Source organism: Streptomyces sp. SP17BM10 (assembly GCF_036322405.1).
Taxonomy (GTDB): domain Bacteria; phylum Actinomycetota; class Actinomycetes; order Streptomycetales; family Streptomycetaceae; genus Kitasatospora.
Genome location: NZ_JAQYXB010000674.1, coordinates 1 through 24,625, shown reverse-complemented (window position 1 = coordinate 24,625; position 24,625 = coordinate 1). Strand labels below are relative to the sequence as shown.

General features: G+C 72.6%; 22 protein-coding genes. 12 read left to right on the top strand and 10 right to left on the bottom strand.

All coding sequences use genetic code 11. The features are described 5' to 3' along the window. Positions 1 to 67: 67 nt before the first annotated feature. Positions 68 to 2,233: a protease pro-enzyme activation domain-containing protein gene (locus PUR71_RS34880; RefSeq protein ID WP_329931243.1), complete on the bottom strand. Its 2,166-nt coding sequence runs from the start codon at positions 2,231 to 2,233 to the stop codon at positions 68 to 70. A 255-nt stretch (positions 2,234 to 2,488) separates the two neighbouring features. Here PUR71_RS34880 and PUR71_RS34875 point away from each other — a divergent pair, with 255 nt between their 5' ends. After that, positions 2,489 to 3,055: a CGNR zinc finger domain-containing protein gene (locus PUR71_RS34875; protein ID WP_329931242.1), complete on the top strand. Its 567-nt coding sequence runs from the start codon at positions 2,489 to 2,491 to the stop codon at positions 3,053 to 3,055. Positions 3,056 to 3,205: 150 nt separating this feature from the next. On the opposite strand, the gene PUR71_RS34870 is transcribed toward PUR71_RS34875, so the two are convergent. From PUR71_RS34870 to PUR71_RS34860, 3 genes are all read right to left on the bottom strand, one after another. Continuing rightward, positions 3,206 to 4,699: an FAD-dependent monooxygenase gene (locus PUR71_RS34870; RefSeq protein ID WP_329931241.1), complete on the bottom strand. Its 1,494-nt coding sequence runs from the start codon at positions 4,697 to 4,699 to the stop codon at positions 3,206 to 3,208. A gap of 152 nt (positions 4,700 to 4,851) precedes the next feature. Then, positions 4,852 to 6,549 (bottom strand): phenylacetic acid degradation protein PaaN, encoded by a 1,698-nt coding sequence (paaN, locus tag PUR71_RS34865; protein ID WP_329931240.1) that lies wholly within the window; start codon positions 6,547 to 6,549, stop codon positions 4,852 to 4,854. A 162-nt stretch (positions 6,550 to 6,711) separates the two neighbouring features. Beyond that, the gene (locus tag PUR71_RS34860) at positions 6,712 to 7,974 is read right to left on the bottom strand and encodes a glycosyltransferase family 39 protein (protein WP_329931239.1); all 1,263 of its coding nucleotides are present in this window, start codon (positions 7,972 to 7,974) and stop codon (positions 6,712 to 6,714) included. 147 nt (positions 7,975 to 8,121) lie between these two features. Here PUR71_RS34860 and PUR71_RS34855 point away from each other — a divergent pair, with 147 nt between their 5' ends. Next, a complete protein-coding gene (locus PUR71_RS34855) occupies positions 8,122 to 8,706 on the top strand; it encodes a TetR/AcrR family transcriptional regulator (RefSeq protein ID WP_329931238.1) in 585 nt (194 codons plus the stop codon). Positions 8,707 to 8,721: 15 nt separating this feature from the next. Here the strand turns inward: PUR71_RS34855 and PUR71_RS34850 are convergent, their stop codons facing one another. After that, positions 8,722 to 9,168: an Lrp/AsnC family transcriptional regulator gene (locus tag PUR71_RS34850; protein WP_078859968.1), complete on the bottom strand. Its 447-nt coding sequence runs from the start codon at positions 9,166 to 9,168 to the stop codon at positions 8,722 to 8,724. A 164-nt stretch (positions 9,169 to 9,332) separates the two neighbouring features. Between PUR71_RS34850 and PUR71_RS34845 the strand changes: the two genes are divergently transcribed. The 4 genes from PUR71_RS34845 to PUR71_RS34830 all read left to right on the top strand — a co-directional run bounded on the left by PUR71_RS34845 (position 9,333) and on the right by PUR71_RS34830 (position 14,698). Further along, positions 9,333 to 10,472: a thiamine pyrophosphate-dependent dehydrogenase E1 component subunit alpha gene (locus tag PUR71_RS34845; RefSeq protein WP_443077678.1), complete on the top strand. Its 1,140-nt coding sequence runs from the start codon at positions 9,333 to 9,335 to the stop codon at positions 10,470 to 10,472. A 77-nt stretch (positions 10,473 to 10,549) separates the two neighbouring features. Then, on the top strand, positions 10,550 to 11,512 hold the full coding sequence (locus PUR71_RS34840; protein ID WP_329931368.1) for an alpha-ketoacid dehydrogenase subunit beta: 963 nt from the start codon (positions 10,550 to 10,552) through the stop codon (positions 11,510 to 11,512). A 5-nt stretch (positions 11,513 to 11,517) separates the two neighbouring features. Beyond that, complete coding sequence (locus PUR71_RS34835) at positions 11,518 to 12,816, top strand: dihydrolipoamide acetyltransferase family protein (protein WP_329931367.1); 1,299 nt, start codon at positions 11,518 to 11,520, stop codon at positions 12,814 to 12,816. Positions 12,817 to 13,048: 232 nt separating this feature from the next. Continuing rightward, on the top strand, positions 13,049 to 14,698 hold the full coding sequence (locus PUR71_RS34830) for a globin domain-containing protein (protein WP_329931237.1): 1,650 nt from the start codon (positions 13,049 to 13,051) through the stop codon (positions 14,696 to 14,698). Here PUR71_RS34830 and PUR71_RS34825 read toward each other — a convergent pair. Further along, complete coding sequence (locus tag PUR71_RS34825; RefSeq protein WP_329931236.1) at positions 14,695 to 15,237, bottom strand: NUDIX domain-containing protein; 543 nt, start codon at positions 15,235 to 15,237, stop codon at positions 14,695 to 14,697. The genes PUR71_RS34830 and PUR71_RS34825 overlap by 4 nt on opposite strands. A 241-nt stretch (positions 15,238 to 15,478) precedes the next feature. Beyond that, positions 15,479 to 15,859, bottom strand: coding sequence for a phage holin family protein (locus tag PUR71_RS34820; RefSeq protein ID WP_329931235.1), 381 nt, complete (start codon positions 15,857 to 15,859; stop codon positions 15,479 to 15,481). A 108-nt stretch (positions 15,860 to 15,967) separates the two neighbouring features. Between PUR71_RS34820 and PUR71_RS34815 the strand changes: the two genes are divergently transcribed. The 3 genes from PUR71_RS34815 to PUR71_RS34805 all read left to right on the top strand — a co-directional run bounded on the left by PUR71_RS34815 (position 15,968) and on the right by PUR71_RS34805 (position 17,377). After that, positions 15,968 to 16,285 (top strand): cupin domain-containing protein, encoded by a 318-nt coding sequence (locus PUR71_RS34815; RefSeq protein ID WP_329931234.1) that lies wholly within the window; start codon positions 15,968 to 15,970, stop codon positions 16,283 to 16,285. 24 nt (positions 16,286 to 16,309) lie between these two features. Continuing rightward, positions 16,310 to 16,972 (top strand): thiaminase II, encoded by a 663-nt coding sequence (gene tenA, locus PUR71_RS34810; protein WP_329931233.1) that lies wholly within the window; start codon positions 16,310 to 16,312, stop codon positions 16,970 to 16,972. A gap of 204 nt (positions 16,973 to 17,176) precedes the next feature. Beyond that, positions 17,177 to 17,377 (top strand): DUF5326 family protein, encoded by a 201-nt coding sequence (locus PUR71_RS34805; protein WP_329931232.1) that lies wholly within the window; start codon positions 17,177 to 17,179, stop codon positions 17,375 to 17,377. Positions 17,378 to 17,462: 85 nt separating this feature from the next. Here PUR71_RS34805 and PUR71_RS34800 read toward each other — a convergent pair whose 3' ends face one another. Continuing rightward, on the bottom strand, positions 17,463 to 18,905 hold the full coding sequence (locus PUR71_RS34800; RefSeq protein WP_329931231.1) for an SPFH domain-containing protein: 1,443 nt from the start codon (positions 18,903 to 18,905) through the stop codon (positions 17,463 to 17,465). 186 nt (positions 18,906 to 19,091) lie between these two features. Continuing rightward, entirely contained in the window at positions 19,092 to 19,292 is a 201-nt protein-coding gene (locus PUR71_RS34795; RefSeq protein ID WP_329931230.1) for a hypothetical protein, read from the bottom strand. A 225-nt stretch (positions 19,293 to 19,517) separates the two neighbouring features. Here PUR71_RS34795 and thiC point away from each other — a divergent pair, with 225 nt between their 5' ends. Next, positions 19,518 to 21,332, top strand: coding sequence for a phosphomethylpyrimidine synthase ThiC (gene thiC, locus PUR71_RS34790; protein WP_329931229.1), 1,815 nt, complete (start codon positions 19,518 to 19,520; stop codon positions 21,330 to 21,332). A 158-nt stretch (positions 21,333 to 21,490) separates the two neighbouring features. After that, positions 21,491 to 22,276 (top strand): hypothetical protein, encoded by a 786-nt coding sequence (locus PUR71_RS34785; RefSeq protein WP_329931228.1) that lies wholly within the window; start codon positions 21,491 to 21,493, stop codon positions 22,274 to 22,276. A 206-nt stretch (positions 22,277 to 22,482) separates the two neighbouring features. Here PUR71_RS34785 and PUR71_RS34780 read toward each other — a convergent pair whose 3' ends face one another. Next, a complete protein-coding gene (locus PUR71_RS34780; protein WP_329931227.1) occupies positions 22,483 to 22,914 on the bottom strand; it encodes a hypothetical protein in 432 nt (143 codons plus the stop codon). Positions 22,915 to 23,287: 373 nt separating this feature from the next. On the opposite strand from PUR71_RS34780, the gene PUR71_RS34775 reads away from it, so the two are divergent. After that, on the top strand, positions 23,288 to 24,625 hold a 1,338-nt coding region (locus tag PUR71_RS34775), incomplete at its 3' end, for an ice-binding family protein (RefSeq protein ID WP_329931226.1).

The following is a 24,625-nucleotide window of genomic DNA, read 5'->3' as shown; positions in this document are numbered from 1 at the left end:
CACAACACACCGCCGGGGCGGGCCCTGTCGGCGCCGCCCCGGCGGGGTCTTGGTTACCAGAAGGTGATCAGCCGATGTTCAGGGCGACGTCGTCGATCACGAAGCTGGTCTGGTTCGAGCCGTCCTCGGTGCCGGTGAACTTGAGGGTCACGGTCTGGCCGGCGAAGGAGGTCAGGTCGACGGTGCGCTGCACGTAGCCGGCGGCCGCGTCCACGTTGGACCAGGTCTTCAGCTTGGTCGAGTTCGCCTGCAGGGTCAGCGTGTCGTACGCGGTGCTGCCGGTCTCTGCGGTGTCGATGTGCAGCCAGAACGTCAGCGACGCGGACTTGCAGCCGGCCGGGATCGAGACGGTCTGCGACACGGTGTCGGTGTGCGTGCTGCCGTAGCCGTTCATCCAGGCCTTCCAGCTGCCGCTGTGGGCCGGCTGCGAGCCGCTGTTGTCGACCACGCCGCTCGACGTCGTCCACGGGGCCGCGGTGCCGGACTCGAAGCCGCCGTTGCCGACCAGCTGGGCCGCGGTGCAGCCGCCGCTCGGGGGCGGGGTCGGGGTGACGCCGCCGCCGAGCAGGGCGGTGGTCAGGGCGTCCGCGACCGGGGAGCCCCAGCCGGTGACCTGGTCGTAGCCGGTCTTGGCCGGGAAGTCCTGGTTCGAGCCGGTCTTCACGTCGTGGAACGTGCTGCCGTAGGTGCTGCTGTTGGCGACGGAGTACAGGCGCGGGCTGGCCTCGCCGAGGGCGGACTGCCCGGCCGCCTTGGCCTTCTGGTTGAACTGGGCGGCGTAGCCGGACCACAGCGGGGCGGCCGCGCTGGTGCCGCCGTAGACCTGCCAGGCGCCGGCGGTGTAGATCGCGAAGCCGCTGGCCGGGTCGGCGTTGGAGGCGACGTCCGGGACGGTGCGCATGGTGCCGCTGACGCCGGTGCCGCTCTGCCAGGTCGGCTTGCTGAAGACGGTGGACACGCCGCCGCCCGCGGTGCTCCAGGCGCTCTCCGAGGAGTAGGCGTTGCCGGAGACCTTGAGGTTGGTGCCGCCGACACCGGTCTGGTGCGGGCTGGAGGCCGGGAAGTCGACGGCCTTGACGGTCGAGCCGCTGGTCGAGCGGGTGCAGTCGCGCGAGCCGTCGTCGCCGGAGGCGGAGAAGATCGAGATGCCCTGCGCTGCGGCCTGCTTGAAGGCGTTGTCGACGGCGGTCATCGAGGCGGCCGTGGTGTCCGGCTCGCAGGAGCCCCACGAGATCGAGATGACCGAGGCCCTGTTGTCGGCCACGATCTTGTTGGCCATGTCGATCTCGCCCTGGTCCGAGTTCGGGGCCTCGTAGATCAGCTGGGTCGCCTTGGGGGCGGCGCCGCGGACGATCTCGCTGTCCAGCTCGACCTCGCCCTGGCCCTGGCCGGGGGCGGAGTCGTAGTTGGCGCCGTCGACCGAGACCGTGGAGACGGCCGGGCCGGAGAGGCCGTACTGCCTGTCGTAGGTGGTCAGGTCCGAGGACGTGTAGCCGTCGAACTCCCAGAGGGCGACGGTGACGCCGGTGCCGTCGGCGCCGGTCTTGTCCAGGTTGTAGGCGCCGTCGTACTGGGCCGGGCCCACGCCGTTCGGGGTGGACGAGGCCGCGTTCGGGGTGACCGCGTGCGGGGTCGCCAGGCGGTTCTTGCGGACCGCGTGGTTGTCCAGGCCGTGCACGCCCTGGACGAGGTCGGCGAGGTCGGCCGGGACGGAGGCGGCGGCGTCGTTCGCGTAGAACGCGCGCTGCAGCTGCGGGTCGACGTAGGCGCTCTCGTGGGTGCCGAAGGCCTGCGAGACCTGGTCACTGGTGCCGCGGGCGCTGACGACCTGGCGGTTGGCGCTCACCTCGGTGACCGTCAGGCCCTGGCCGGCGAGGTAGGCCTTGACCTGGTCGACGGCGCCCTGGGTCGGGCCGAAGCGCTGGTTGAACTGCTCCGGCGTCAGGTAGTGGCCGTACTCCGGGGTGCCCGGGGTGGTGACCGCCGCGAGGAAGCGGTCCAGCTCGTCGGCGTTGCGCAGCTTCAGGCTGACGGCGACCGAGATCTGCTGCTCGGCGGGCACGTCGCCCTTCTTCTCCGAGCGGGCCACCGCGGGGTTCACGGTGTTCGGCAGCTCGATGCGGGGAGCGGCGTGGGGGGTGGACGCGGCCTGCGCGGTCGTGACGCCGAGCGAGACGGCGGTCAGCGGCAGCACGGCTATGGCGGCCGCGAGGGCGAGGGTGCGGGGGCGCAACGGATCCTCCTCTGGCCGGATGTGGGGTCCGGCAAGGGGCACTTGACGCTCTGGGGTAGAACGCTGGCTAGAACATGACAGAACAACTCCTGGGATTGGCTCATGATCAGGCAATTCGTTCCTAAAAAACAGTCAAGTGTGGAATGGGTCGACACCAGGTGTTTCATACAGTGAATGATCGTGATTCCGGCGATGGTCCACACCAGTTGGGGCTCCGGAGGCGGACGTAGAATCGCGGGGAGCCGAGGGAGAACCATGACTGACGTGAAGGCGGACCCGAGGGACCCCCGCCCGCTGATCGGCGAGCCGCTGGCGCTCGACCTGCTCAACACGCGCTGGGCCGGCGCCCCCGTCAACGACCTGCTCGGCGAGCCCGACGGGTACGCGATCTGGCTCTCCTCCGCCGGTCTCGGCGAGCGCTGCGAGGCCGACGGGGCGGGGCTGGCCGCGGTGCTCAGGGCCCGCGAGGTGCTCGGGGACGCGGTGCGGTCCCTCGGCGAGGGCGGGGAGTTGGACGACGCGGCGCGGGCCGGGCTGGACGAGGTGCTCGCCCACGGACGGATCCGCCGGACGGCCGGCGCGGGCGGCGCGCAGGACCGGATCGAGGTCGACGAGCCGCGGTGGCTGGCCGCCTGGCTCGCCGTGGACGACTTCCTCGGGCTGGTCGCGCAGGGAGCGCACCGGGTGCGGCAGTGCGCGCACGACGCCTGCATCCTGCACTTCTTCGACGCCTCGCAGAACGGGCGGCGGCGGTGGTGCCGGATGGCGGTGTGCGGGAACCGGGCGAAGGCGGCCCGGCACTACGTGAAGGCGAGGGGCTAACGCGGGGGCTCCTGGCCGAAGGGGAACCGGTGCGGGGCGGGGCGGAGGGCTGCCGGCGCTCGGGCGCGGGTGGTCGCCCCCCGCCGCGCGCAGTTCCCCGCGCCCTTCCGGGTGCGGGGAACTGCGTGGGGGAGGGAAGAGCGCGGGCCGTCAGGCTTCGCTCGGGGCGCCGAGGTGGGCGGTGAGGGCCTCGGTGACGTCGCGGTGGCCCGGGTCGACGGCCGCCCAGGCGGCGTAGCCGTCGGGGCGGATCAGCAGGACGGTGTCGCGCAGCTTGCCGTGCGGGTCGGCGGGGGCGGCGGTGACGAGGCGGTCGGCCCACGGCGCGGCGGCGCTCTGGACGTCGTTGCTGACCAGGACGAACCGCCCGGCGCGCAGCGCCTCGTAGAGCCGCTCGGGCGCGGCGGGCTCGCCGTCGAGGGGCTTCTCGATCGCGGTCAGCCGCAGGTCCGGGACGCGCTTGCCGACCAGCGGGTGGGCGTCCTTCGGGGCGGGGTAGGCGATGTCGATGCCCGAGACCAGCCGGGCGCCGCGCTCGGTGACCAGGTCGAGGTGGCCGCCGAGAGCCGTGAGCGCGCCGCGCAGCGCGCGGGTGGGCGCGGACTCGGCGAGGGCGAGCCGGATCAGGGCGCCGGAGGTGCGCAGGACCATTTTGCCGACCGGGTGGCGCTCGGTCTGGTAGCTGTCGAGCAGGGCGTCGGTGGCGTGGCCGTTCAGCACGGCGGCGAGCTTCCAGGAGAGGTTGGCGGCGTCCTGGAGGCCGGTGTTCATGCCCTGGCCGCCGGCCGGCGAGTGGCAGTGCGCGGCGTCGCCGGCCAGCAGGACCCGGCCGGAGCGGTAGTTGGGCACCTGGCGCTCGTCACTGTGGAACGTGGAGGACCAGCGGGCGTCGTGCATGCCGAAGTCCTCGCCGATGGCGGCCTCGGTGATGGCGGCGATCCGCTCCAGCGGGGGCGCGGCGCCGTCGGGGTGGTGCTCGCCCCGGTCCCACGCGATGACGCGGTAGTAGCCGTCGCCGAAGGGGGCGAGGAAGGCGAAGCCCGCGCTGCCGGCGCCGACGGTGATGGTGTCCTCGGGCTCGCGCTCCAGCCGGACGTCGGCGAGCACGACGGAGTCGACCACGGACTCGCCGGGGAACGGGACGCCGAGCAGTTCGCGGACGGTGGAGCGGACGCCGTCGGTGCCGACCGCGTAGCGGGCGCGGTGGGTGGTGCCGTCGGCGGTCTCCAGCGTCACGCCCTCGGCGTCCTGCCGCAGGCCGGTGACCTCGCTGCCGCGCACGATCGTCGCGCCGGCCGCGACCGCGCGCTCGTGCAGCAGCCGTTCGACGTTGTACTGCGGGGTGATCAGGACGAACGGGAAGCGGGTCGGCAGGTTGCCGAGCTCGACGCCGAAGCGGTTGAACATCCGCAGCGAGGTGAGCGGCCGGCCGGTGGCGATGAGGTCGTCGGCGAGGCCGCGGGCGTCGAGCATCTCGAGCGTGCGGGCGTGCACGGCGAAGGCCCGGGTGAGGTTGGACTCGGCGCCGCGCTTCTCCAGGAGGGTGACGGCGAGGCCGGCGGCGGCGAGGTCGCCGGCCAGCAGCAGGCCGGTCGGTCCGGCGCCGACGATCAGGACGTCGGTGACGGTCTGCTTCGCGGTCATGTGTCAGCTCCCGGTGGTCGGAGGGCGGTTGGACGCGTCGTTCGGCGTCCCTCCAGCCTCCATCATCCCCGGCCCGGGCGCGGGGTGTGAACCGCCGGGCCCCGGCGGTGGTGACCGCCGGGGCCCGGTGACGTGCCGGAGGGAGGAGGGGCTCAGCCCTGCCGGCGGATCTCCACCGTGCGGAACCGGCTGGCGACGAACGCGCCGTCGCAGTAGGCGGCGTTGGCGGCCGGGTTGGCGCCGGTGCCGTGCAGGTCGGAGAAGGCGGCGGTCTGGTTGGGGAAGACACCGCCGGTGAGGTTGAGCGAGAGCGAGACGCCGGCGTCCAGGACGGCCTCCACCAGCAGGGCCTCGACCTCGGGGGACGTGGTGTAGCCGGTGGCCGTCATCGCGCCCTTCTCGCGGACGGTGGTGCGCAGCAGCTCGACCGCGGCGGTGGTGGACTCCACGGCGACGGCGAAGGAGACCGGGCCGAAGCACTCGCTGCGGAAGACCGCGCGGTCGTCCGGCTTGTCGGCGTCGAGCTTGACCAGGGCGGGGGAGCGCAGGGTCGCGCCGGGGAACTCGGCGCAGACCACCGCGCGCGGGGCGAGGGCGAGTTCGCCGTACTCGCCGCCGGCCGCGGCGGCCGAGCGCTGGAGCACACCGGGGTTGACGACGGCGCCGAGGATGGCGGCGGCGCGGGCGTCGTCGGACAGCAGGCCCTCGATCGCGCCGGCGAGGTCGGCGACGACCTGGTCGAAGGACTTGTCGCCCTGGTCGGTGCCGATGCCGCCGCGCGGGATCAGCACGTTCTGCGGGGTGGTGCACATCTGGCCGCTGTAGAGCGAGAGCGCGAAGGCCAGGTTGCCGAGCATGCCCTTGTAGTCGTCGGTGGAGTCGATGACGACCGCGTTGACGCCGGCCTTCTCGGTGTAGACCAGGGCCTGCTTGGCGTTCTCCTCCAGCCAGTCGCCGAAGGCGGTGGAGCCGGTGTAGTCGATGATCCGGATCTCGGGGCGGACGGCGAGGTCCTTGGCGACGGTGCCGCCCTCGTGCTCGGCGGCCAGGCAGACCAGGTTGGCGTCGTAGCCGGCCTCGGCGAGCACCTCGCGGGCGATCTTCACGGTCAGGGCGAGCGGCAGGACGGCCCGCGGGTGCGGCTTGACGAGCACCGGGTTGCCGGTGGCCAGCGAGGCGAACAGGCCGGGGTAGCCGTTCCAGGTGGGGAAGGTGTTGCAGCCGATCAGCAGCGCGAGGCCGCGCGGGACGACGGTGAACTCCTTGCTCATCACCAGTGGCTCGCGCTTGCCCTGCGGCTTGGTCCAGTCGGCCTGCTCGGGCAGCCGGGTCTGTTCGGCGTACGCGTAGGCGACGGCCTCCAACCCGCGGTCCTGGGCGTGCGGGCCACCGGCCTGGAAGGCCATGCCGTAGGCCTGGCCGGTGGTGTGCATGACGGCCTGGGCGAACTCGTGCGAGCGGGCGTTGATCCGGTGCAGGATCTCCAGGCAGACGGCGGCGCGCTCCAGCGGGCTCGCGGCGGCCCAGGCGGGGCGGGCGGCGTTCAGCGCGGCGATCAGCGCGTCCGGCCCGGCGTGCGGGTAGGTGATGCCCAGCTCGACGCCGTACGGGGAGGCCTCGCCGCCCACCAGGTCGCCGTCGGTGGGGTGGCCGTCGAGGGCGAACGGGGCGCCGAGCAGCGCGTCGAACGCCGCCTTGCCGTCCGCGGGGCCGCTCTCGCCGTACGCCTTCGGGAACTCGGGGTAGGGCGACCAGTAGTCGCGCTTGGCGGCGGCTTCGAGCGCGGCGTCCAGGGTGGCCTGGTGGCGCGCGACCAGCTCGCTGACGAGGGGGTGGGTGACCGCGGACATCTGTTCGCTCCTCAGAGGGCCTCGGGGAGGAAGACGGGACACGTCACAGAGTAACCGAACGATCGGTCGGCTCAAGGGGGTGAGGGGATTCGGTTCCGCAGGAGCGCGAAGGGGCGCGTCCGTGGCGGACGCGCCCCTTCGGGCGGGAGGGAAACGGGCGGTCTACGGCACGCCGAGCTCGAAGATGACGTACCCGGCGTACCAGCCGGACGCCGCCGCCGCGGTGCCCAGCACCGTCGCCAGCACCGGCCAGCTCAGCTTGCGCATGCCGACGGCGAGCGCGATGAACAGCGGGAACGCGGGCAGCAGGTAGCGCGAGACGTTCCCGAAGATGCCCAGGCTGCCGAGCACCGAGACGATCGTGGCGAGCGTGTAGGCGGTGAGCACCAGCGGCGGGCGCAGCCGGACCAGCAGCACGACCAGGGCCGGCAGGGCCAGCACGATCAGGGTCGCGAAGAGGTCCGGCAGGGCGAACGCGAAGGGGTAGTCGTTGCGGCCGAGCATCACGCCGCGGATCGCGTAGAAGGTGCCCTGTCCCCAGTCGAAGTAGTGCAGCCAGGCGTCGTGCTGGAGGCGGAAGTAGCCGCCCCACTCGCCGGTCCGCCAGCCCACCCAGCCGACGTAGCCGAGCAGGCCCAGCGGGGCGAGCAGCATCGCCGCCAGCGGGCGCAGCACACCGCTTTCCCGCCGCCACAGCTCGACCAGCGCGGCCAGGCCGACGGCGCCGATCAGGGCGGCCGCGGTCGGGCGGTTGAGGCCGGCCACCAGGGTGATCACGCCGGCCGCGATCCACTGTCTGGTCATCACGCAGTAGCAGGCCCAGGCCGCAAGCGCGACGAACGTCGAGTCGGAGTAGAGCGCCCACTCGGCGCCGGAACCCGGGGCGACGGCCCAGATGCCGGCCGCGATCACGCCCGCGCGGGGCCCGGCCAGCCGGTCCACCACGGCGAATATGCCGGCGGCGGCGAACAGCGAGGCGAGCACCGACACCAGCATCCCGGCGCCGTACAGGCCGAGGCCGGTGACGTCCGAGGTCAGCCGCATCAGGCCCGGGTAGAGCGGGAAGAACGCGGCCGAGTTCTGCTCGATGTCGAAGCCGACCTGGCCGCCTGGGATCGGCACCAGCGCCGGGTGGTATCCGAACTGCGCCACCTGCTGGTACCACCAGCCGTCCCAGCTGGCGAGGACGTCCCACGGGTTGGCGCCGCCGCCGAAGCGGGCGGGCTTCGTGGCGTACGACCCGGAGAAGGACAGCAGCTTCATGAAGACGGTGAAGCCGATCAGCTTGAGCACCGCGTAGCACCACACGGCGGGCCCGAAGCGGACGGCCAGGGCGCGGGCGCGCTCCTGCCAGCCGACGGGTGCGGCCGGTTCGGCGTTGCGCTGCTCTGGCACGTCGGACTCGACTGCCGGTATTGCGGTCATCGGACTGGACCCATCCTGCTGGCCGTGGACGATCGTCCGGAGAGTCTAGGGCCTGTGCCCATCCTCTTGGTGCGGACCAACCCGGGGGCTGTGACGGGGCGGAGACCCGATCGCGTGCGGCCGGACGGGGCCGGGGATACTCGGAGGATGGCCGATCACACCACGCGTCCCGCCTACACCGTCGAGTCGCTGCTCGCCGTGACCGTCGACGTGTTCAACGAGCGCGGGTACGACGGCACCTCGATGGAGGACCTCTCGCGGGCCGCGGGGATCTCCAAGTCCTCGATCTACCACCACGTCCGCGGCAAGGAGGAGCTGCTGCGGCTCGCGGTCGGGCGGGCGCTGGACGGGCTGTTCGCGATCCTGGCCGAGCCGGCCGCGGTCACCGGCCCGGCCGTGGTGCGGCTGGAACACGTGGTGCGACGCACCGCCGAGGTGTTGCTGGAGGAGCTGCCGTACGTCACCCTGCTGCTGCGGGTGCGCGGCAACACGGCCACCGAGCAGTGGGCGCTGGAGCGCCGCCGGGAGTTCGACCACCAGGTCGCGGAGCTGCTTCGGGCCGCCGTCGCGGACGGCTCGCTGCGGGCGGACGTCGAGCCGCGGCTGGCCACCCGGCTGCTGTTCGGCATGATCAACTCGATCGTCGAGTGGTACCGCCCCGGCCTGAAGGCCGCCGACGGCGTGGCCGACGCCGTCGTCCACCTGGCCTTCGACGGGCTCCGTGCGCGCTGACCCGTCAGGCCCGTCCTAGTCCGGCGGTACTTGGTCGGTCTCCTCGAACACCAGCATCGTTCGTGTACCGAGCACCTGTGGGATGGACTGGATGCGGTTGAGCACGAGCTCCCGCAGGGCGTGGTTGTCGGCGGTGTGCACCAGCAGGAGGACGTCGAAGTCGCCGCCGACGAGGGCGATGTGCGCGACGCCCGGCAGCTCCAGCAACTGCTCCCGCACCGTGCGCCAGGAGTTCTGGACGATCTTCAGTGTGATGTACGCGGACGCGCCCTGACCGGCCCGTTCGTGGTCGACCCTGGCCGTGAAGCCGCGGATGACGCCGTCCTCGACCATCCTGGAGATCCGGGCGTACGCGTTCGCCCGGGAGACGTGCACCCGCTCGGCGACCGAGCGGATCGAGGCGCGACCGTCCTGCTGCAGCAGCCGCAGGATCGACCGGTCGACACGGTCGAGTCTGGACATCTGTTCAGCCGACATGACCCCCCACCCTCACCGATTGGACGCACTGCCACCAGTCGACCCCCGCTCGGGCCGAATGTCCACCACCTTGTCACGCTTCTGGTCAAGATGAACAGACGACCGAACAATCGGTAGGGAGCCCCCACCACCCCCGGAGGTGCCCCGAGATGACCGTTCTCGACCACAGACACCCCACGGCGGTACCCGGCTGGATGCCCGGGGCCACCGCCCCCCGCACCGACCCGGCCCCGCTGTTGCCGGACGCCTCCCCCGTCCGCGTGCTCGGCACGCCCGCGCTCGAGAAGCAGGACCCCGCCCTGCTGCGCGAGCTCTACCGCCGGCTCGTGATCGGCCGCCGCTACAACCAGCAGGCCACCACCCTGACCAAGCAGGGCCGGCTCGCCGTCTACCCGGCCTCGGCCGGGCAGGAGGCCTGCCAGATCGCCGCCGCACTGGTGCTCGGCGAGCAGGACTGGCTGTTCCCCAGCTACCGCGACACCCTCGCCGTGGTCTCCCGCGGCGTCGACCCGCTGGAGGCGCTGACCCTCCTGCGCGGCAACGCCCACACCGGCTACGACCCGGTCGCCACCCGCACCGCCCCGCTCTGCACCCCGCTCGCCACCCAGGCCCCGCACGCCGTCGGCCTGGCGCACGCCGCCCGGCTGCGCGGCGAGCCGGTGGTCGCGCTCGCCATGCTCGGCGACGGCGGCACCAGCGAGGGCGACTTCCACGAGGCGCTGAACTTCGCCGCCGTGCTGCGGGCCCCCGTGGTCTTCCTGGTGCAGAACAACGGCTACGCGATCTCCGTCCCGCTCACCGCGCAGTCCGCCGCGCCCAGCCTGGCCCACAAGGCCGTCGGCTACGGCATGCCGGGCCGCCTGGTGGACGGCAACGACGCGCCCGCCGTGCACGGCGTGCTGGCCGAGGCCGTCGAGCGGGCCCGCACCGGCGGCGGCCCGACCCTCGTCGAGGCACTGACCTACCGGATCGACGCGCACACCAACGCGGACGACGCCACCCGCTACCGCACCGACGACGAGGTCGCCGCCTGGCGCGAGCACGACCCGATCCTGCTGATGGACCGCGCGATGCGCGAACTCGGCGTCCTGGACGACGAGCTGGTCCGGCGGGCGGCCGACGAGGCCGAGGCGCTGGCGGCCCGGATGCGGTCCGAGTTCCACGCCGACGCCGAACTGGACCCGATGGCGCTGTTCGCCCACGTCTACGCCGAGCCGACTCCGCAACTGCGCGAGCAGGCCGCCCAGTTGTCCGCCGAGCTGGCCGCCGAGGCCGAGGTGCAGCACTGATGAACACCCGCCCGTCGCCCACCCCCGCCCTTGGTCGAGCCGATGCGCGGCACACCTCCGGGACGCGCACCGCCTCGATGGCGCAGGCGCTCAACACCGCGCTGCGGGACGCCATGCGCGACGACCCGGCGGTGCACGTGCTCGGCGAGGACGTCGGCGCGCTCGGCGGCGTCTTCCGGATCACCGACGGCCTGACCGCCGAGTTCGGCCCGGACCGCTGCCTGGACACCCCGCTGGCCGAGGCCGGCATCCTCGGCACCGCGATCGGCATGGCGATGTACGGGCTGCGCCCGGTCGTCGAGATGCAGTTCGACGCCTTCGCCTACCCGGCGCTGGAGCAGTTGTTCTCGCACGTCGCGAAGATGCGCAACCGCACGGCGGGCCGGCTCCCGCTGCCGATCACCGTCCGCATCCCCTACGGCGGCGGCATCGGTGGCGTCGAGCACCACAGCGACGCCTCCGAGGCGTACTACACCAGCACGCCCGGCCTGCACGTCGTCACGCCCGGCACGGTGGCCGACGCCTACGGGCTGCTGCGCGCCTCGATCGCCTCGGACGACCCGGTCGTCTTCCTGGAGCCCAAGCGGCTCTACTGGGGCAAGGCCGACTTCGACCCGACCGCGCCGGTCGAGCCGATCGGCCGGGCCGTGCTGCGGCGCACCGGCACCTCGGCCGTCCTGATCACCTACGGGCCCTCGCTGCCGGTCTGCCTGGAGGCGGCCGAGGCGGCGAAGACCGAGGGCTGGGACCTCGCGGTGCTGGACCTGCGCACCCTGGTGCCGTTCGACGACGAGACGGTGGCCCGCGTGGTGCGTTCGGTGGGCCGGGCCGTCGTGGTGCACGAGGCGAGCGGCTTCGGCGGCACCGGCGCGGAGATCGCCGCCCGGGTCACCGAGCGCTGCTTCCACCACCTGGCCGCGCCCGTGCTGCGGGTGACCGGCTTCGACATCCCGTACCCGCCGCCGATGCTGGAGCACCACCACCTCCCCGGGGTGGACCGGATCCTGGACGCGGTCGCCCGGCTGCAGTGGGAGGACTGAGGATGATGCCCGTCGTGCGCGAGTTCACCCTGCCCGACCTCGGTGAAGGACTGACCGGGGCGGAGGTGGTGCGCTGGATGGTCGAGGTCGGCGAGGTGATCGCCGTCGACCAGCCGGTGGTGGAGGTGGAGACCGCCAAGGCCGTGGTGGAGGTGCCCTGCCCGTACGGCGGGGTGGTCACCGCGCGGTACGGCGAGCCGGGCGAGGAGGTCGCCGTGGGCGCGCCGCTGGTCACCGTCGCGGTGGCCGCCGTGGACGGGCCGACGGATGCTCCCGTCGCCGCGCCGTCCGCCGAGGTGGAGCGCCCGCTGGTCGGGTACGGGGTCGCGGAGTCCCGGGGCGGACGGCGGCGCCGGGTGGGGGTTCCCTCGCCTGTTGCTCCCGCCCCCGCTCCCGTTCCGGTGGCTGCGGTGCCCGCCGCGCCCGCCGTGGTGCCGGTGATCTCGCCGCTGGTGCGACGGCTGGCCCGGGAACAGGGGGTCGACCTCGCGGCGGTCGCCGGCAGTGGGCCGGACGGGCTGATCATGCGGGCGGACGTCGAGCGGGCGGTGGCGGCCAAGGTCGCCGCTCCGGTCGCCGCTGCGGCCCCCGCCGCCGCGGGCCCTGCCGCCGCGACCGAGGGCGTGGTCCCGCTGCGAGGGCTGCGCAAGGCGGTGGCGGAGAAGCTCAGCCGCAGCCACCGGGAGATCCCCGCCGCGACCTGCTGGGTGGACGCGGACGCCACCGAACTGATGTCGCTGCGGCGGCAGTTGAACGCCACGCCGGGGCCGAAGGTGAGCGTGCTGGCGCTGCTCGCCCGGATCTGCACGGTCGCGCTGGCTCGCTTCCCCGAGCTCAACTCCAGTGTGACAGAGGACGGTTCGGGCATCATTCGGCACGCGGCGGTGCACCTGGGCTTCGCCGCGCAGGGCGAGCGCGGGCTCGTCGTCCCGGTGGTGCGGGACGCGCACGCGCGGACCACCGAGCAACTCGGCGAGGAGCTCGCCCGGTTGACCGAGTCCGCCCGCAACGGTTCGCTGACCCCGGCCGAACTGACCGGTGGCACCTTCACGCTGAACAACTACGGCGTGTTCGGTGTGGACGGCTCCACGCCGATCCTCAACCACCCCGAGGCGGCGATGCTCGGCGTCGGCCGGATCGTCGCCAAACCGTGGGTGCACGAGGGGCAGTTGGCGGTGCGCGAGGTGACGCAGCTGTCCTTCACCTTCGACCACCGGGTCTGCGACGGCGGCACGGCGGGCGGGTTCCTGCGGTTCGTCGCGGACTGTGTGGAGCGGCCCGGGATGCTGCTGCGACAGCTCTGACCGGGCCCTTCTCGAAGCCACGGTCGCTCTGAGCGGACGGGGGAGCCGTTCAGGGCGACCGTGGAACGAGTGAGACTAGCGCGTCCCCGGGCCGGGTGTCCGGGCTTCGCGTGATTTGTCGGATGAGCACTTCGGGCGTGCCACGCTGCCTAGGCGTCAACAGGGACAAGCCAGGTGGTGGCGTAGGCCGGCCGGAGGCGAAACGATTCTCTTGGGTACTCGAAACGTTGCGGTGAAGCCCCGCAGAACACTTCTGGTCCGCACCGGGCACGGCTCGGCGGGGGTCTCCTCCGTCCCCGGTCTGCCGGAACTCCCCCTGGACCACCCGGCCGCCGGACGGGCGGAGGCCCCCGTGCCGCCCCCGATGCCGCTCGACCCGCCCGACCTCCCGCCCGTGGCGGCGCCGACGGCCGTCCTGCCGGTGGCGCCGGACCTGGTCACCGGGCGGGTGCGGCCGACGATCCCGGAACCACCGGCGCGGCCGCCGGCCGTTCCCGCGGTGGCCGGCCCGGAACAGGCCTTCCCGGAGCAGAACTTCCCCGGAGCGTCGTTCCCCGAGCCCGTCGCGCCGCCCGTCGAGCCGCCCGCCGCCCCGCCGTTCCGGCCGCTGTTCGCCGACGCACCCAGCCTCAACTGGTCCGGACCCGGCGACAGTTGGAGCCGCGCCTGGGCCGTGCAGGCCCTCGCCGGCGGCGCCCCGGCGCCCGCCGCGCTCGGCAGCGGCACCTGCTCGGCCGCCGAACTTCCGCCCACCGCACGGGACATCGAGTTGATCCGGGCCAGCCTGGCGGTCGTCGAGCCCGTCGCCGACCGGGCCACCGCACACTTCTACGCGCTGATCTTCCTGCACCACCCCGAGGTCCGCGCCCTCTTCCCGGCCGCCATGGACGTCCAGCGCGACCGCCTCTTCCGCGCGCTGCTGGCCGCCGCCCGCGGCGCCGACGACCCGCAGGCCCTGCGCGCCCACCTGGGCGCGCTCGGCCGCGGCCACCGCCGCTACGGCACGCTGACCGGCCACTACGGCCCGGTCGGGGAGTGCCTGGTGCAGGCCCTGGCCAGGTACGCGGGCAGCCGCTGGGACGCCGCGACCGAGCTGGCCTGGCGCCGGGTCTACCGCCTGGTCTCGTCGATCATGATCGAGGCCGCCGAGGAGGCCGCCCGCACCTCGCCGCCGTGGTGGCACGGCGAGGTGGTGCGCCACGAGCGCCGCACCCGGGACGTCGCGGTGATCACCGTCCGCCCCGACCAGGCCTACCCGTTCCGCGCCGGGCAGTACACGAGCCTGGAGACGCCCTGGTGGCCGCGGGTGTGGCGGCACTACTCGTTCGCCTCGGCGCCCCGGCCGGACGGGCTGCTGACCTTCCACGTCAAGGCCGTCCAGGCGGGTTGGGTGAGCAACGCCCTCGTCCACCGCGCCGCGCCCGGGGACGTCCTGCGGCTCGGCCCGGCCGCCGGGGCGATGACCGTCGACCACGGTTCCGGCACCGACCTGCTCTGCCTCGGTGGCGGCACCGGCATCGCACCGATCCGGGCGGTGGTCGAGGAGGTCGCCGAGCACGGCGTGCCCGGCCGGCGCGTCGACGTGTTCTACGGGGCGCGTCGCGCCGCCGAGTTGTACGAGCTGGACGGCCTGCGCGAACTGGCCGGGCGGTGCCCGTGGCTCACCGTGCGCGCGGTGGTCTCCGGCGCCGGCCCCGCCGGGGGCGCGCTGGCCGGTGAACTCCCCGAGGTGGTCGGCCGGTTCGGCCCGTGGGCGGGCCGGGAGGCGCTGCTCAGCGGGCCCGCCGCGATGGTCCGCCGGAGTGTCGGGGCGCTGGTGCGCTCCGGGGTCCCGGTGGAGCGGATCCGGCACGACCTGGTGGGGGACCTGGCCGCGGGTTAGCCCAGGTCGGGGGCGAGCAGGGCGCGGATGCCCTCGATGTTGGCCGCGAGGTAGGCCCGCAGCCGGGGCGGGACGACGTTGACCGAGGTGACGCCCTCGCGCGTGAACGGCAGCCGGACCACCTCGTACTCGCCGTTCGGCTCGTCCACCTCGGGGCCGTGCCGGCGGCTGAGGTCCATCGAGGCGAGCCGGCACACGAAGAAGTGCTGCACCTTGACCCCGTGCGGGTGGAGCGGCGTCCCGTCGTCGTGGTGCGTGTGGCTGATGGTGTCGACGAACGCGGGCACGACGTCGACGATCTTGCCGCCGAGCTCCTCGTCCACCTCGCGGTGCAGGGCCTCGACCACCGTCCGGTCGCCGGGCTCCACCCCGCCGCCGGGGGTGATCCAGTACGGGTGCGGGGAGCCGGGGCGGACCCGGCGGATCACGACGAGGCTGGCCGGGCCGTGCGGGTCCGCAGGGTCCAGCTCCAGCAGGATCGCCCGCGCGGTGCGCTTGACGACCGGGCGGGGTGGCGGGGTGCGGTTGTCGGGACCCATGGCCACCTCCGGGGCGCGAGCGTTGTGCGGGAGTCTGCCGCAGCCCGGCCGGGACCAAACGCCGACCCGCCGGGCTGCATCCGTTCGGGACGCGGCGGCCCGGGGCGGCCGGGGACGCGGGAGGGCCCGTCCCCGGTGGACCACCCGGGTACGGGCCCTTCCCACGGTGCCGGCGGCCGACCCGCTCGGTCGTCGTCGCCCGGCTGTCATCGCGCGGGCGCCGCTGCCCGGCCGTCGTCGCTCAGTCGTCGTCCAGGGCCAGGTGCAGGCCCCACGAGACCAGGCTGATGATCAGCGAGCCGAGCAGCGCCGGCACGAAGCCGGTGACGTGGAAGTCGAGGCTGAGCCGCCCCGAGGCCCACGAGGTCAGCAGCAGCATCAGGGCGTTGATCACGAAGGTGATCAGGCCCAGGGTCAGGATGAACAGCGGGAACGAGAACAGCTTGACGACCGGCTTGACCAGCCAGTTCACCACGCCGAAGACCAGCGCGACGGCCACCACGGTGATCGTCTTGTGCTGCCAGTCGGTGTTGCCGTCGGTGAGTTGGATGCCGGTGACGATCCAGGCGGCGACCCAGATGGCCGCCGCGTTGATCAGCGTTTTGAGAACGAAACCCTTCATGGCGCCCAGCCTGGCAGGCCGCCGGGGCCGCAGGGAAGCTCCCGCCGGACATGGTGGTGTTGAATGCCCGTGGTCCCGGAGGTGCACGGAGAAGGGAAGACGGCACCGGTGAAGCTGTTCCGACTGGACGAACTCGACGCCGAACGCGCGGCCAACGACGGCGCGTACCTGCGGTTCCTGCACGAACCGCGGATGTCCGCCGGGCTGTACGCGCTCTCCCCCGGCACCACCGACCCGCAGACCGCGCACGACCAGGACGAGATCTACCAGGTGATCAGCGGCCGGGCCGAGCTGACCGTGGGCGGCGAGACCGCGACCGTCGGGCGCGGCACCGTCGTGTACGTGCCGGCCGGGACGCCGCACCGCTTCCACCACGTCACGGAGGAGCTGCGCGTCCTGGTGGTCTTCTCGCCTCCCGAGGACTGACCGGCAGGCCTTAGGGTCGGCCGTATGCGTCTCACCGAAGAGCTCTGGGCGGCCATCGAGCCGGTCTACGCCGAGATCCTGGCCCACCCCTTCATCGGCGGCCTCACCGACGGCACCCTGCCGCGCGAGGCCTTCCGCCACTTCGTCGTGCAGGACTCGCACTACCTGCGCGACTACGCCCGCGCGCTGGCCGTCTGCGCCGCCAAGGCGCCCGGCGAGGAGGACGTGCGGGCGTTCGCCGACGACGCGGTCGGCGCGATCGCGGCCGAGCAGGGCATGCACGCCGAGTTCATGACGGCCTTCGGCGCCAGTGCCGAACAGGCCGCCGGCGAACCGGTGTTGCCCACCACCCGGGCTTACACCAGCTACCTGCTCGCGACCGTCTACGGCGGCTCCTTCGCGGAGGCGCTCGGCGCGGTGCTGCCCTGCTACTGGATCTACGCCCGGGTCGGCGGGGAGCTGCTCGCCCAGGGCTCGCCGGACCCGCTCTACGCCACGTGGATCGCCACCTACGGCGATGAGGCGTTCCAGTCGGTGGTGCGGCGGGTGCTGGCGCTCGCGGACCGGATCGGCGAGGAGCTCTCCCCCGCCGAGCGCCGCCGGGTGGTCGAGCACTTCACGACCACCTCGCGCTACGAGTGGATGTTCTGGGACGCCGCGTGGCGCGGTGAGCGCTGGCCGGTCTGAGCAGGCCCGACGCGTTCCGGGGGCCGGTGGCCCGGGGCGTCCCCAGGGGCATCCCCGGGGGCCGGGGTCGGGGTGATCTCGGGGTTCTCTCCGGGCCGTTGGGCCTCGTTCCGGCCTCGGGGCCCCCGTACGATCGAAGTACCGAAAGCAAGCGGGATGCGGCACCGAAGGGGCGGCCGGCCCGAGGGGAGAGAAGGAACGGACATGGCTGAGCTCTGGAAGTCGCTGCCCTCCTGGGTGCGCAACATCGTCGTGCCGGTGCTGGTCCTGGTGCTGGCCTGGAACATCGTGACCTTCGTGTTCGGCGTGGTCGGCGCGCTGCTGGGCATGCTGATCAAGCTGCTGGTCGTGGTCGGCATCGCGGCGGCCGTGGTCATCCTGGTGAAGAAGGCGGCCAAGCTCTGACGGCGCTCCGGCGCCGACGCCGAGGCCCGGCACCCCGTCGCGGGGGTGCCGGGCCTCGGCCGTCGCGGTGGCTACCGCGTTCGGATCACTCCTCGATGCGGACCTGCTGCACCACCGGCGCCTTGGCCTCGGCGGGCGCGTCGGCCGGGGTCTCCTTCATGGTGTTCAGCAGCTGGCGGGCCAGGCCGAGACCGGTGCCGCCCATGGTGAGCGCCTTCGCGAAGACGTCCCCCATGCCCTCCGCGCCGTTGAGCAGCACCATGTGCTCGACGTTGCCGAAGGACTCGGCCGCGGCCCGGACGATCTCCGGCCACTTCTCCGCCAACTCCTGCGCCACGACGGCGTCCTGGTTCTCGGCGAGGGCCGCGGCGCGGGCCCGGATGCCCTCCGCGTTGGCCAGCCCGAGCGCGCGGGCCGCCTCCGCGTCGGCCAGACCGCGGGCCTCGACGGCCGCGGCCTCGGCCTGACCGGTGGCCCTGGTCGCCTCGGCGGCGGCCAGGCCGCGCAGCTTGGTGGCCTCGGCCTCGGCCGCCGCGGCGATCTTCACCTGGCTGGCGTCGGCCGCCGCCCGCAGCTCCGTCTCCCGGGCGTGCGCCTGGGCCGAGGAGATCCGGGCGTCGCGGTCGGCGTCGGCCTTGGTGCGGGTCTCGTACGCCTTGGCGTCGGCCGGCTTGCGGACGTCGATCTGGAGCTGCTGCTCCTTGCGCTGGGCCTCCAGCTCGGCGACGCGCGTCTCCTGGACGACGACCTCCTGGCGGGCGGCCGCCTCGGCGAGCGGGCCGGCCTGCCGGGCGCGGGCGCTCGCGGTGTCCATCTCGGCCTGGTAGGAGGCCTGCTGGATCTCGCTGTTGCGGGTGGCCTCGGCCTTGCGGGCGAACGCCTCCTGCTCCGCCTCGGTGGCCTCGCGGTCGGCGGCGGCGGCCGCGATGCGGGCGTCGCGCTGGACGGCCGCGGCGTGCGGGGCGGCGAGGTTGCGGATGTACCCGGTGGGGTCCAGGATCTCCTGGATCTGCAGCGAGTCGATGATCAGACCGAGCTTCTCCATCTCGGCGCCCGAGGCGGCCCGGGTCTCGCCGGTCAACCGCTCGCGGTCGCGGATCATGTCCTCGACCGTCAGCCCGCCGACGATGGAGCGCAGGTGACCGGCGAACACGTTGTGCACCCGCTGGCCCATCATCTTCTGCTGGTCCAGGAAACGCCGGGCGGCGTTGGCGATCGACACCGAGTCGTCGCCCACCTTGAAGATCACGACACCCTTGACGTGCACCGGGATGCCCTGCTGGGTCACGCACTCGACGTCCAGCTCGGCCTCGTTGAGATCGAGCGACAGGCGGCGCACCGCCTGCATGCCCGGGACGACGAAGGTGCCGCGCCCGGTGACGATCCGGAAGCCCAGGCCGTCCCCGTGCTTCGACCCGGAGATGATCAGCGCCTCGTTCGGCTCGGCTACCCGCCACATGAGCTTGAACAGGATGATCACAAAGATGACGGAGGCCACCACGGCCCCCGCGACGACGCCGATAACCATCGGCCGATTCCCCCTTCGAGGCACACCGCTCCGTGGCTGCGCGTGGTTGTGCAGGAGTGCGCGGACGCGGTGGCAGCGGAGATTCTGCGCCTGTTCGTGAGCGCGCGCCAGTAGGTGACGTCGTGACTTCGTCCCGGTCCGGTCACAGGCCCGGTGACAGCCCTTCCGAGCTGCGGGAACCGGCCGTCAGAGCGGCGACACGAACACCGTGCGCGGCGCCTGGTACTCGACCACGACCACCGTCGTGCCCGTCGGCAGCGGATCCCCCGGCACCGCCAGGTACGCCAGGAACGCCTCCGTCCCCTGCCGCTCGGGCACGTGCACCAGCACCTCCCCGACCAGCCCCGCGCCGACCTTCCCCGTGACCCGCCCCGTCAGTCCGATCATGGGCCCAGTCTGCGCCCGCCGCCCGCCCACCGGAAGCCCTCTGGACCTGCGGCGATCCGCTCGCTACGGTATTGGGCGTCATGCGCAGGCAACACCGCCTGCGGACGCGGGAGCTCGGAGCACCGGGCTGAGAGGGCGCTGAACGGTCCGTCGACGGACGGCCGGACGCTGCGCCGACCGCAGGAACCTGGACCGGGTAATGCCGGCGTAGGGAGTGAAGGTCAGATGACCACGTTCGACGCACAGCCGCAGTCTGCCCAGAGCGCCCCCAGCAGCGAGCGCACCGGCTACCCGACGCCGGCCTGGCGCAAGGCGCACCGTGAGGGATCCCGCCCCGACCTGCGGGTCCCGTACCGCGAAGTGGTGCTCACCAACGGCAGGACCGTTCCGCTGTACGACACCTCCGGCCCGTACACCGACCCCGCCTACGAGCCCGACGTGCGCCGCGGCCTGCCCGCCCTGCGCGACGCGTGGATCCGCCAGCGCGGGGACGTCGAGGAGTACGACGGCCGCGAGGCCCGCCCCGAGGACGACGGGATCAAGCACACCGCGCCGCGCGGCGGGAACCTGCGCAACCTCGACGCCGTCTTCCCCGGCCGCCCCCGCCGCCCGCTGCGCGGCCGCGGCGGCGCCGCCGTGACCCAACTCGCCTACGCCAAGCGCGGGATCGTCACGCCGGAGATGGAGTTCGTGGCCCTGCGCGAGGGCCTGGCGCCCGAGTTCGTGCGTGACGAGGTGGCCCGCGGACGGGCCGTCATCCCGGTGAACGTGAACCACCCCGAGGTGGAGCCGGCGATCATCGGCACCAACTTCCTGGTGAAGATCAACGCCAACATCGGCAACTCCGCCGTCACCTCCTCGATCGAGGAGGAGGTGGAGAAGATGACCTGGGCCACCCGCTGGGGCGCCGACACGGTCATGGACCTCTCCACCGGCCGCAACATCCACACCACCCGCGAGTGGATCCTGCGCAACTCCCCCGTGCCGATCGGCACCGTGCCGCTCTACCAGGCGCTGGAGAAGGTCGACGGCCGCGCCGAGGAGCTGAGCTGGGAGGTCTACCGGGACACCATCATCGAGCAGTGCGAGCAGGGCGTCGACTACATGACCGTCCACGCCGGCGTGCTGCTGCGGTACGTCCCGCTGACCGCCCGCCGCAAGACCGGCATCGTCTCGCGCGGCGGCTCGATCATGGCCGCGTGGTGCCTCGCGCACCACGAGGAGAACTTCCTCTACACGAACTTCGAGGAGCTCTGCGACATCCTCGCCGCCTACGACGTCACCTTCTCGCTCGGTGACGGCCTGCGGCCCGGCTCCATCGCCGACGCCAACGACGAGGCGCAGTTCGCCGAGCTGCAGACCCTCGGCGAGCTCGGCCGGATCGCCCGCGAGCGCGACGTCCAGGTGATGATCGAGGGCCCGGGACACGTCCCGATGCACAAGATCAAGGAGAACATGGATCTCCAGAAGGAGATCTGCGACGAGGCGCCGTTCTACACCCTCGGCCCCCTCACCACCGACGTCGCCCCCGGCTACGACCACATCACCTCCGGCATCGGCGCCGCGATGATCGCCTGGTGGGGCACCGCGATGCTCTGCTACGTGACGCCCAAGGAGCACCTGGGCCTGCCCAACCGGGACGACGTCAAGACCGGCGTGATCACCTACAAGATCGCCGCCCACGCCGCCGACCTGGCCAAGGGCCACCCCGGCGCCCAGGCCTGGGACGACGCCCTCTCCGACGCCCGCTTCGAGTTCCGCTGGGAGGACCAGTTCAACCTGGCCCTCGACCCGGAGACCGCGCGCGACTTCCACGACGAGACCCTCCCCGCCGAGCCGGCCAAGACCGCGCACTTCTGTTCGATGTGCGGCCCGAAGTTCTGCTCGATGAAGATCTCGCAGAAGATCCGCGACGAGCACGGCGACGGCTCCACGGCCGTCGGCACCGAGTTCGACGCCGAGGCGCTGGCCGGCATGCAGGCCATGTCCGAGGAGTTCAAGGCCCACGGCAACAAGGTCTACCTGCCGATGGCCGACTGACATCGCACCAACGCGAGCGCTGCTCCGGGGACACGTCCTGGAGCAGCGCTTCGGCGCGGCGGGTCCGAGTATCAGGTCTGGCGCCGGCCCGGCACAGCGGCCGTCGCCGCGCGGAAACCGCTCGGTAACCCAGGGCCGCGCTTGGGATGATCCGTGCCGTGATGCCTTGGAACGCCTTGAGCCCGGCCGAGCAGACACTGATGCGCTGTGGTCTGTGGCAGTCCCTCCTGGCCGGGACGATCCAGCAGTACGGAATTGATCTCCGGTGGTCCGGGGCGACGGATGCTCCGCCGCTGCGCAGCTACACCCGGGACGAACAGCGCGCGCTGGTACCGCAGTTGGCTTCGGTTGCCCGGGACCTCGTCGAGCGCGGTCTGCTCGCCGTCCGGATACGGCAGGGTCTCGGTGCTGCCCCGACCGATCCCGTCGTGACGGGCTCGCAGCTGCAGGACGTGCTGACTGAGCCGGCCAACTGGCTCTGGAGTCCGAGGGCGGAAGTGACGTTCGGCCTGCACGCCACCGAGTCCGCGCGCGAGTGGTGGCACGCGAGCGCGCTTCCGGCTGTGGCCGGTGACGGCCTGCCCGGCTGGGACGAGCTCACCCCCGAGCAACAGGAGGTCCTGGTCTGCGCTTCCGAGGCCGGCGGCATGCTCACGGGGCCGTTCGGCATCTTGGGGGATCCGCCGACCGAGCTGACCGGCGCCGAGCTCTCCGCGTGGGTCGACCGCCAGCTCGCTCCGCTGCTCCCGTTCGTGGGTGAGGGCTGGATCGAGGTCCGCCACTTCGCCGTGGAATCCGACGACGCCTTCACCGTGATCCCGCTCGATGGTCTCCGAAGCGCCTTCACGGACCGCTCCCTCCGCCACGACGACGGCGATGAATGGGGAGTGGGGCTCGGTTGCGTCTTCACGTATACGGGTCTGGCCGTCTGGCGCAGTGGCTGAGGCACGGCCTGGGGAAGCCGGCTGACCTTCGACTGACGGGAAGCGTCCGAGCTCGCGGCCCCACGGCAACCGGGGCTACCCGCCCCTCGCCGACTGACGGCAGGTGCCGAGGCGCTGCGCTGCGATCCCGAAAGCGGTGTCCGGCGCAGCGCCGCGAAGGTTCGGGCGCGCAGGTGGAATCCGGTCGGCGGATGCTCGGGTGTGGGTCAGAGCCCGAGGATCTCGCGAATGAGGCCGAGCTTGCGCTCCGGGGAGAGATCCTGGGGACGGCCGGTGAGCAGGCCGTTCAGGACCGTGGGGACGTCGGAACCGTCGGGGGCCTGGATGGCATCGATGACTTGGCACCGCAGGCCGCCGTCCCGGATGAACACCCATACGTCCTGTTCCTTCCGCGGCTCGCCGTTCTCTCTCGGGGAGAGCCGCCACGTCGGGAACCAGCCGAGCCCCTCGTCGGTGAGACGCTCGGCGAGTTCTTCCAGGACGTACTTGCCGAGTCTTCGGTAGCCGACTTCTGCGCGCAGTTCGCCGAGGGTGACCCTGAGCAGGCCACCAGCGGCGCGACAGCGCTCGGCCACCGTGGTGGCGTCACCAGCGGCGGCGGTGAGCGCCTCTTCCTGCGGATTCGTCAGGTCGTTCATGATCGGGCCAACGATTGGGATCACAGGGCGATACGTGATTCACCGGCTCGGGTGCGGCCAAGAGAAAAAACGGTACTGCTGTGGCGCTGGCACCGACCTGGGCGGCCGACAGTGGACAGCTGGGCAGGGGAGGGTGAACCCGCCCTTTGGTGCGCACGCGAACGGTGCTGCGGGATGGGGGTCGTTCCCCGATCGGCGGTGGCATGTCACTCCGTTGCATCTTTATCGGTCCGTTCTTTTTATGTTGTTGTTGCACTGTGTAGTTAGTTGGTGACTCTCCCTCACCTGTCCTGGTCGGCTTCCGCTCGTCGAAGGCCCTCCGGCGCGAGTGCGAGGCGTCAGGCCTGACCGGAAGCCACCAACAGCACTCCGAATGCCCTCTTCGGGTGACGGAGTTCAACGGCGACAAGAAAGGTCCTGTCCTATGGCAGTCGATGCCATGTTGTCCGCTCCACCGGGACGAGGGCGTAGACGCGCTCGACTCGCGGGGGCGTCCGTCCTGCTGTCCGGACTGACGTTGCTCGCGACGGCCGGCCTGGTCCCCAGCCCCGCGCACGCCGCAACGGCGCCGGTGGGGCTGGGGACTGACACCAGCTATGCGATCCTGGCCGGCTCAACCGTCACCAACACCGGCCCCAGCGTCATCAACGGCGACCTGGGGCTCTTCCCGGGCACCAGCGTGACGGGCTTCCCCCCCGGAGTCGTGAACGGGGTGCAGCATGTCAACGACGCGCAGGCGGCGCAGGCCCAGTCCGACCTCGTCATCGCCTACAACGATGCCGCCGGTCGGGCCCCCACGGCCATCCTGACCTCGCCCGGCGACATCGGAGGTCTGACGCTGACGCCCGGCGTCTACAAGGCGAGTTCGTCGCTGAACCTCACCGGGACCGTCACCCTCGACGCGATGGGTGACCCGAACGCCGTCTTCATCTTCCAGATCGGCTCCACCCTCATCACGGCTCCGTCGAGCGTCGTCAGCCTGGTCAACGGAGCACAGCCCTGCAATGTGTTCTGGCAGGTCGGTAGCTCCGCCACCATCGACGTCGACTCCTTCTTCAAGGGCAACATCCTGGCCCTCACGTCCATCAGCGTGAACCACGCCTCGGTGATCGAAGGCCGCGCCCTGGCGCGCAACGGCGCCGTCACTCTGGACGACAACACCATCACGAGGGCGGCCTGCACGGTCGGCCCCCCCGGTCCGAGTGGCCCCCCCGGTCCGAGTGGGCCCGCCGGTCCGAGTGGGCCCGCCGGTCCGAGTGGGCCCGCCGGTCCGAGTGGGCCCGCCGGTGCTCCCGGCGCTGCCGGTTCCCCGGGTGCACCTGGACCTAACGGTGCTCCGGGCGTGGCGGGCTCCCCGGGCGCTCCGGGTGCGCCTGGCCCCAACGGTGCTCCTGGCGCCCCCGGTGCCAACGGTTCGCCCGGTGCTCCTGGTGCCCCCGGCCCCAACGGTGCTCCTGGCGCCCCCGGTGCTCCCGGCGCCCCCGGCCCCAATGGCGCTCCGGGCGTGGCGGGCTCCCCGGGCGCTCCGGGTGCGCCTGGCCCCAACGGTGCTCCTGGCGCCCCCGGCCCCAACGGTTCGCCGGGTGCCAATGGTTCGCCCGGTGCTAACGGTTCGCCGGGTGCCAATGGTTCGCCCGGTGCTAACGGTTCGCCGGGTGCCAATGGTTCGCCCGGTGCTAACGGTTCGCCGGGTGCCAATGGTTCGCCCGGT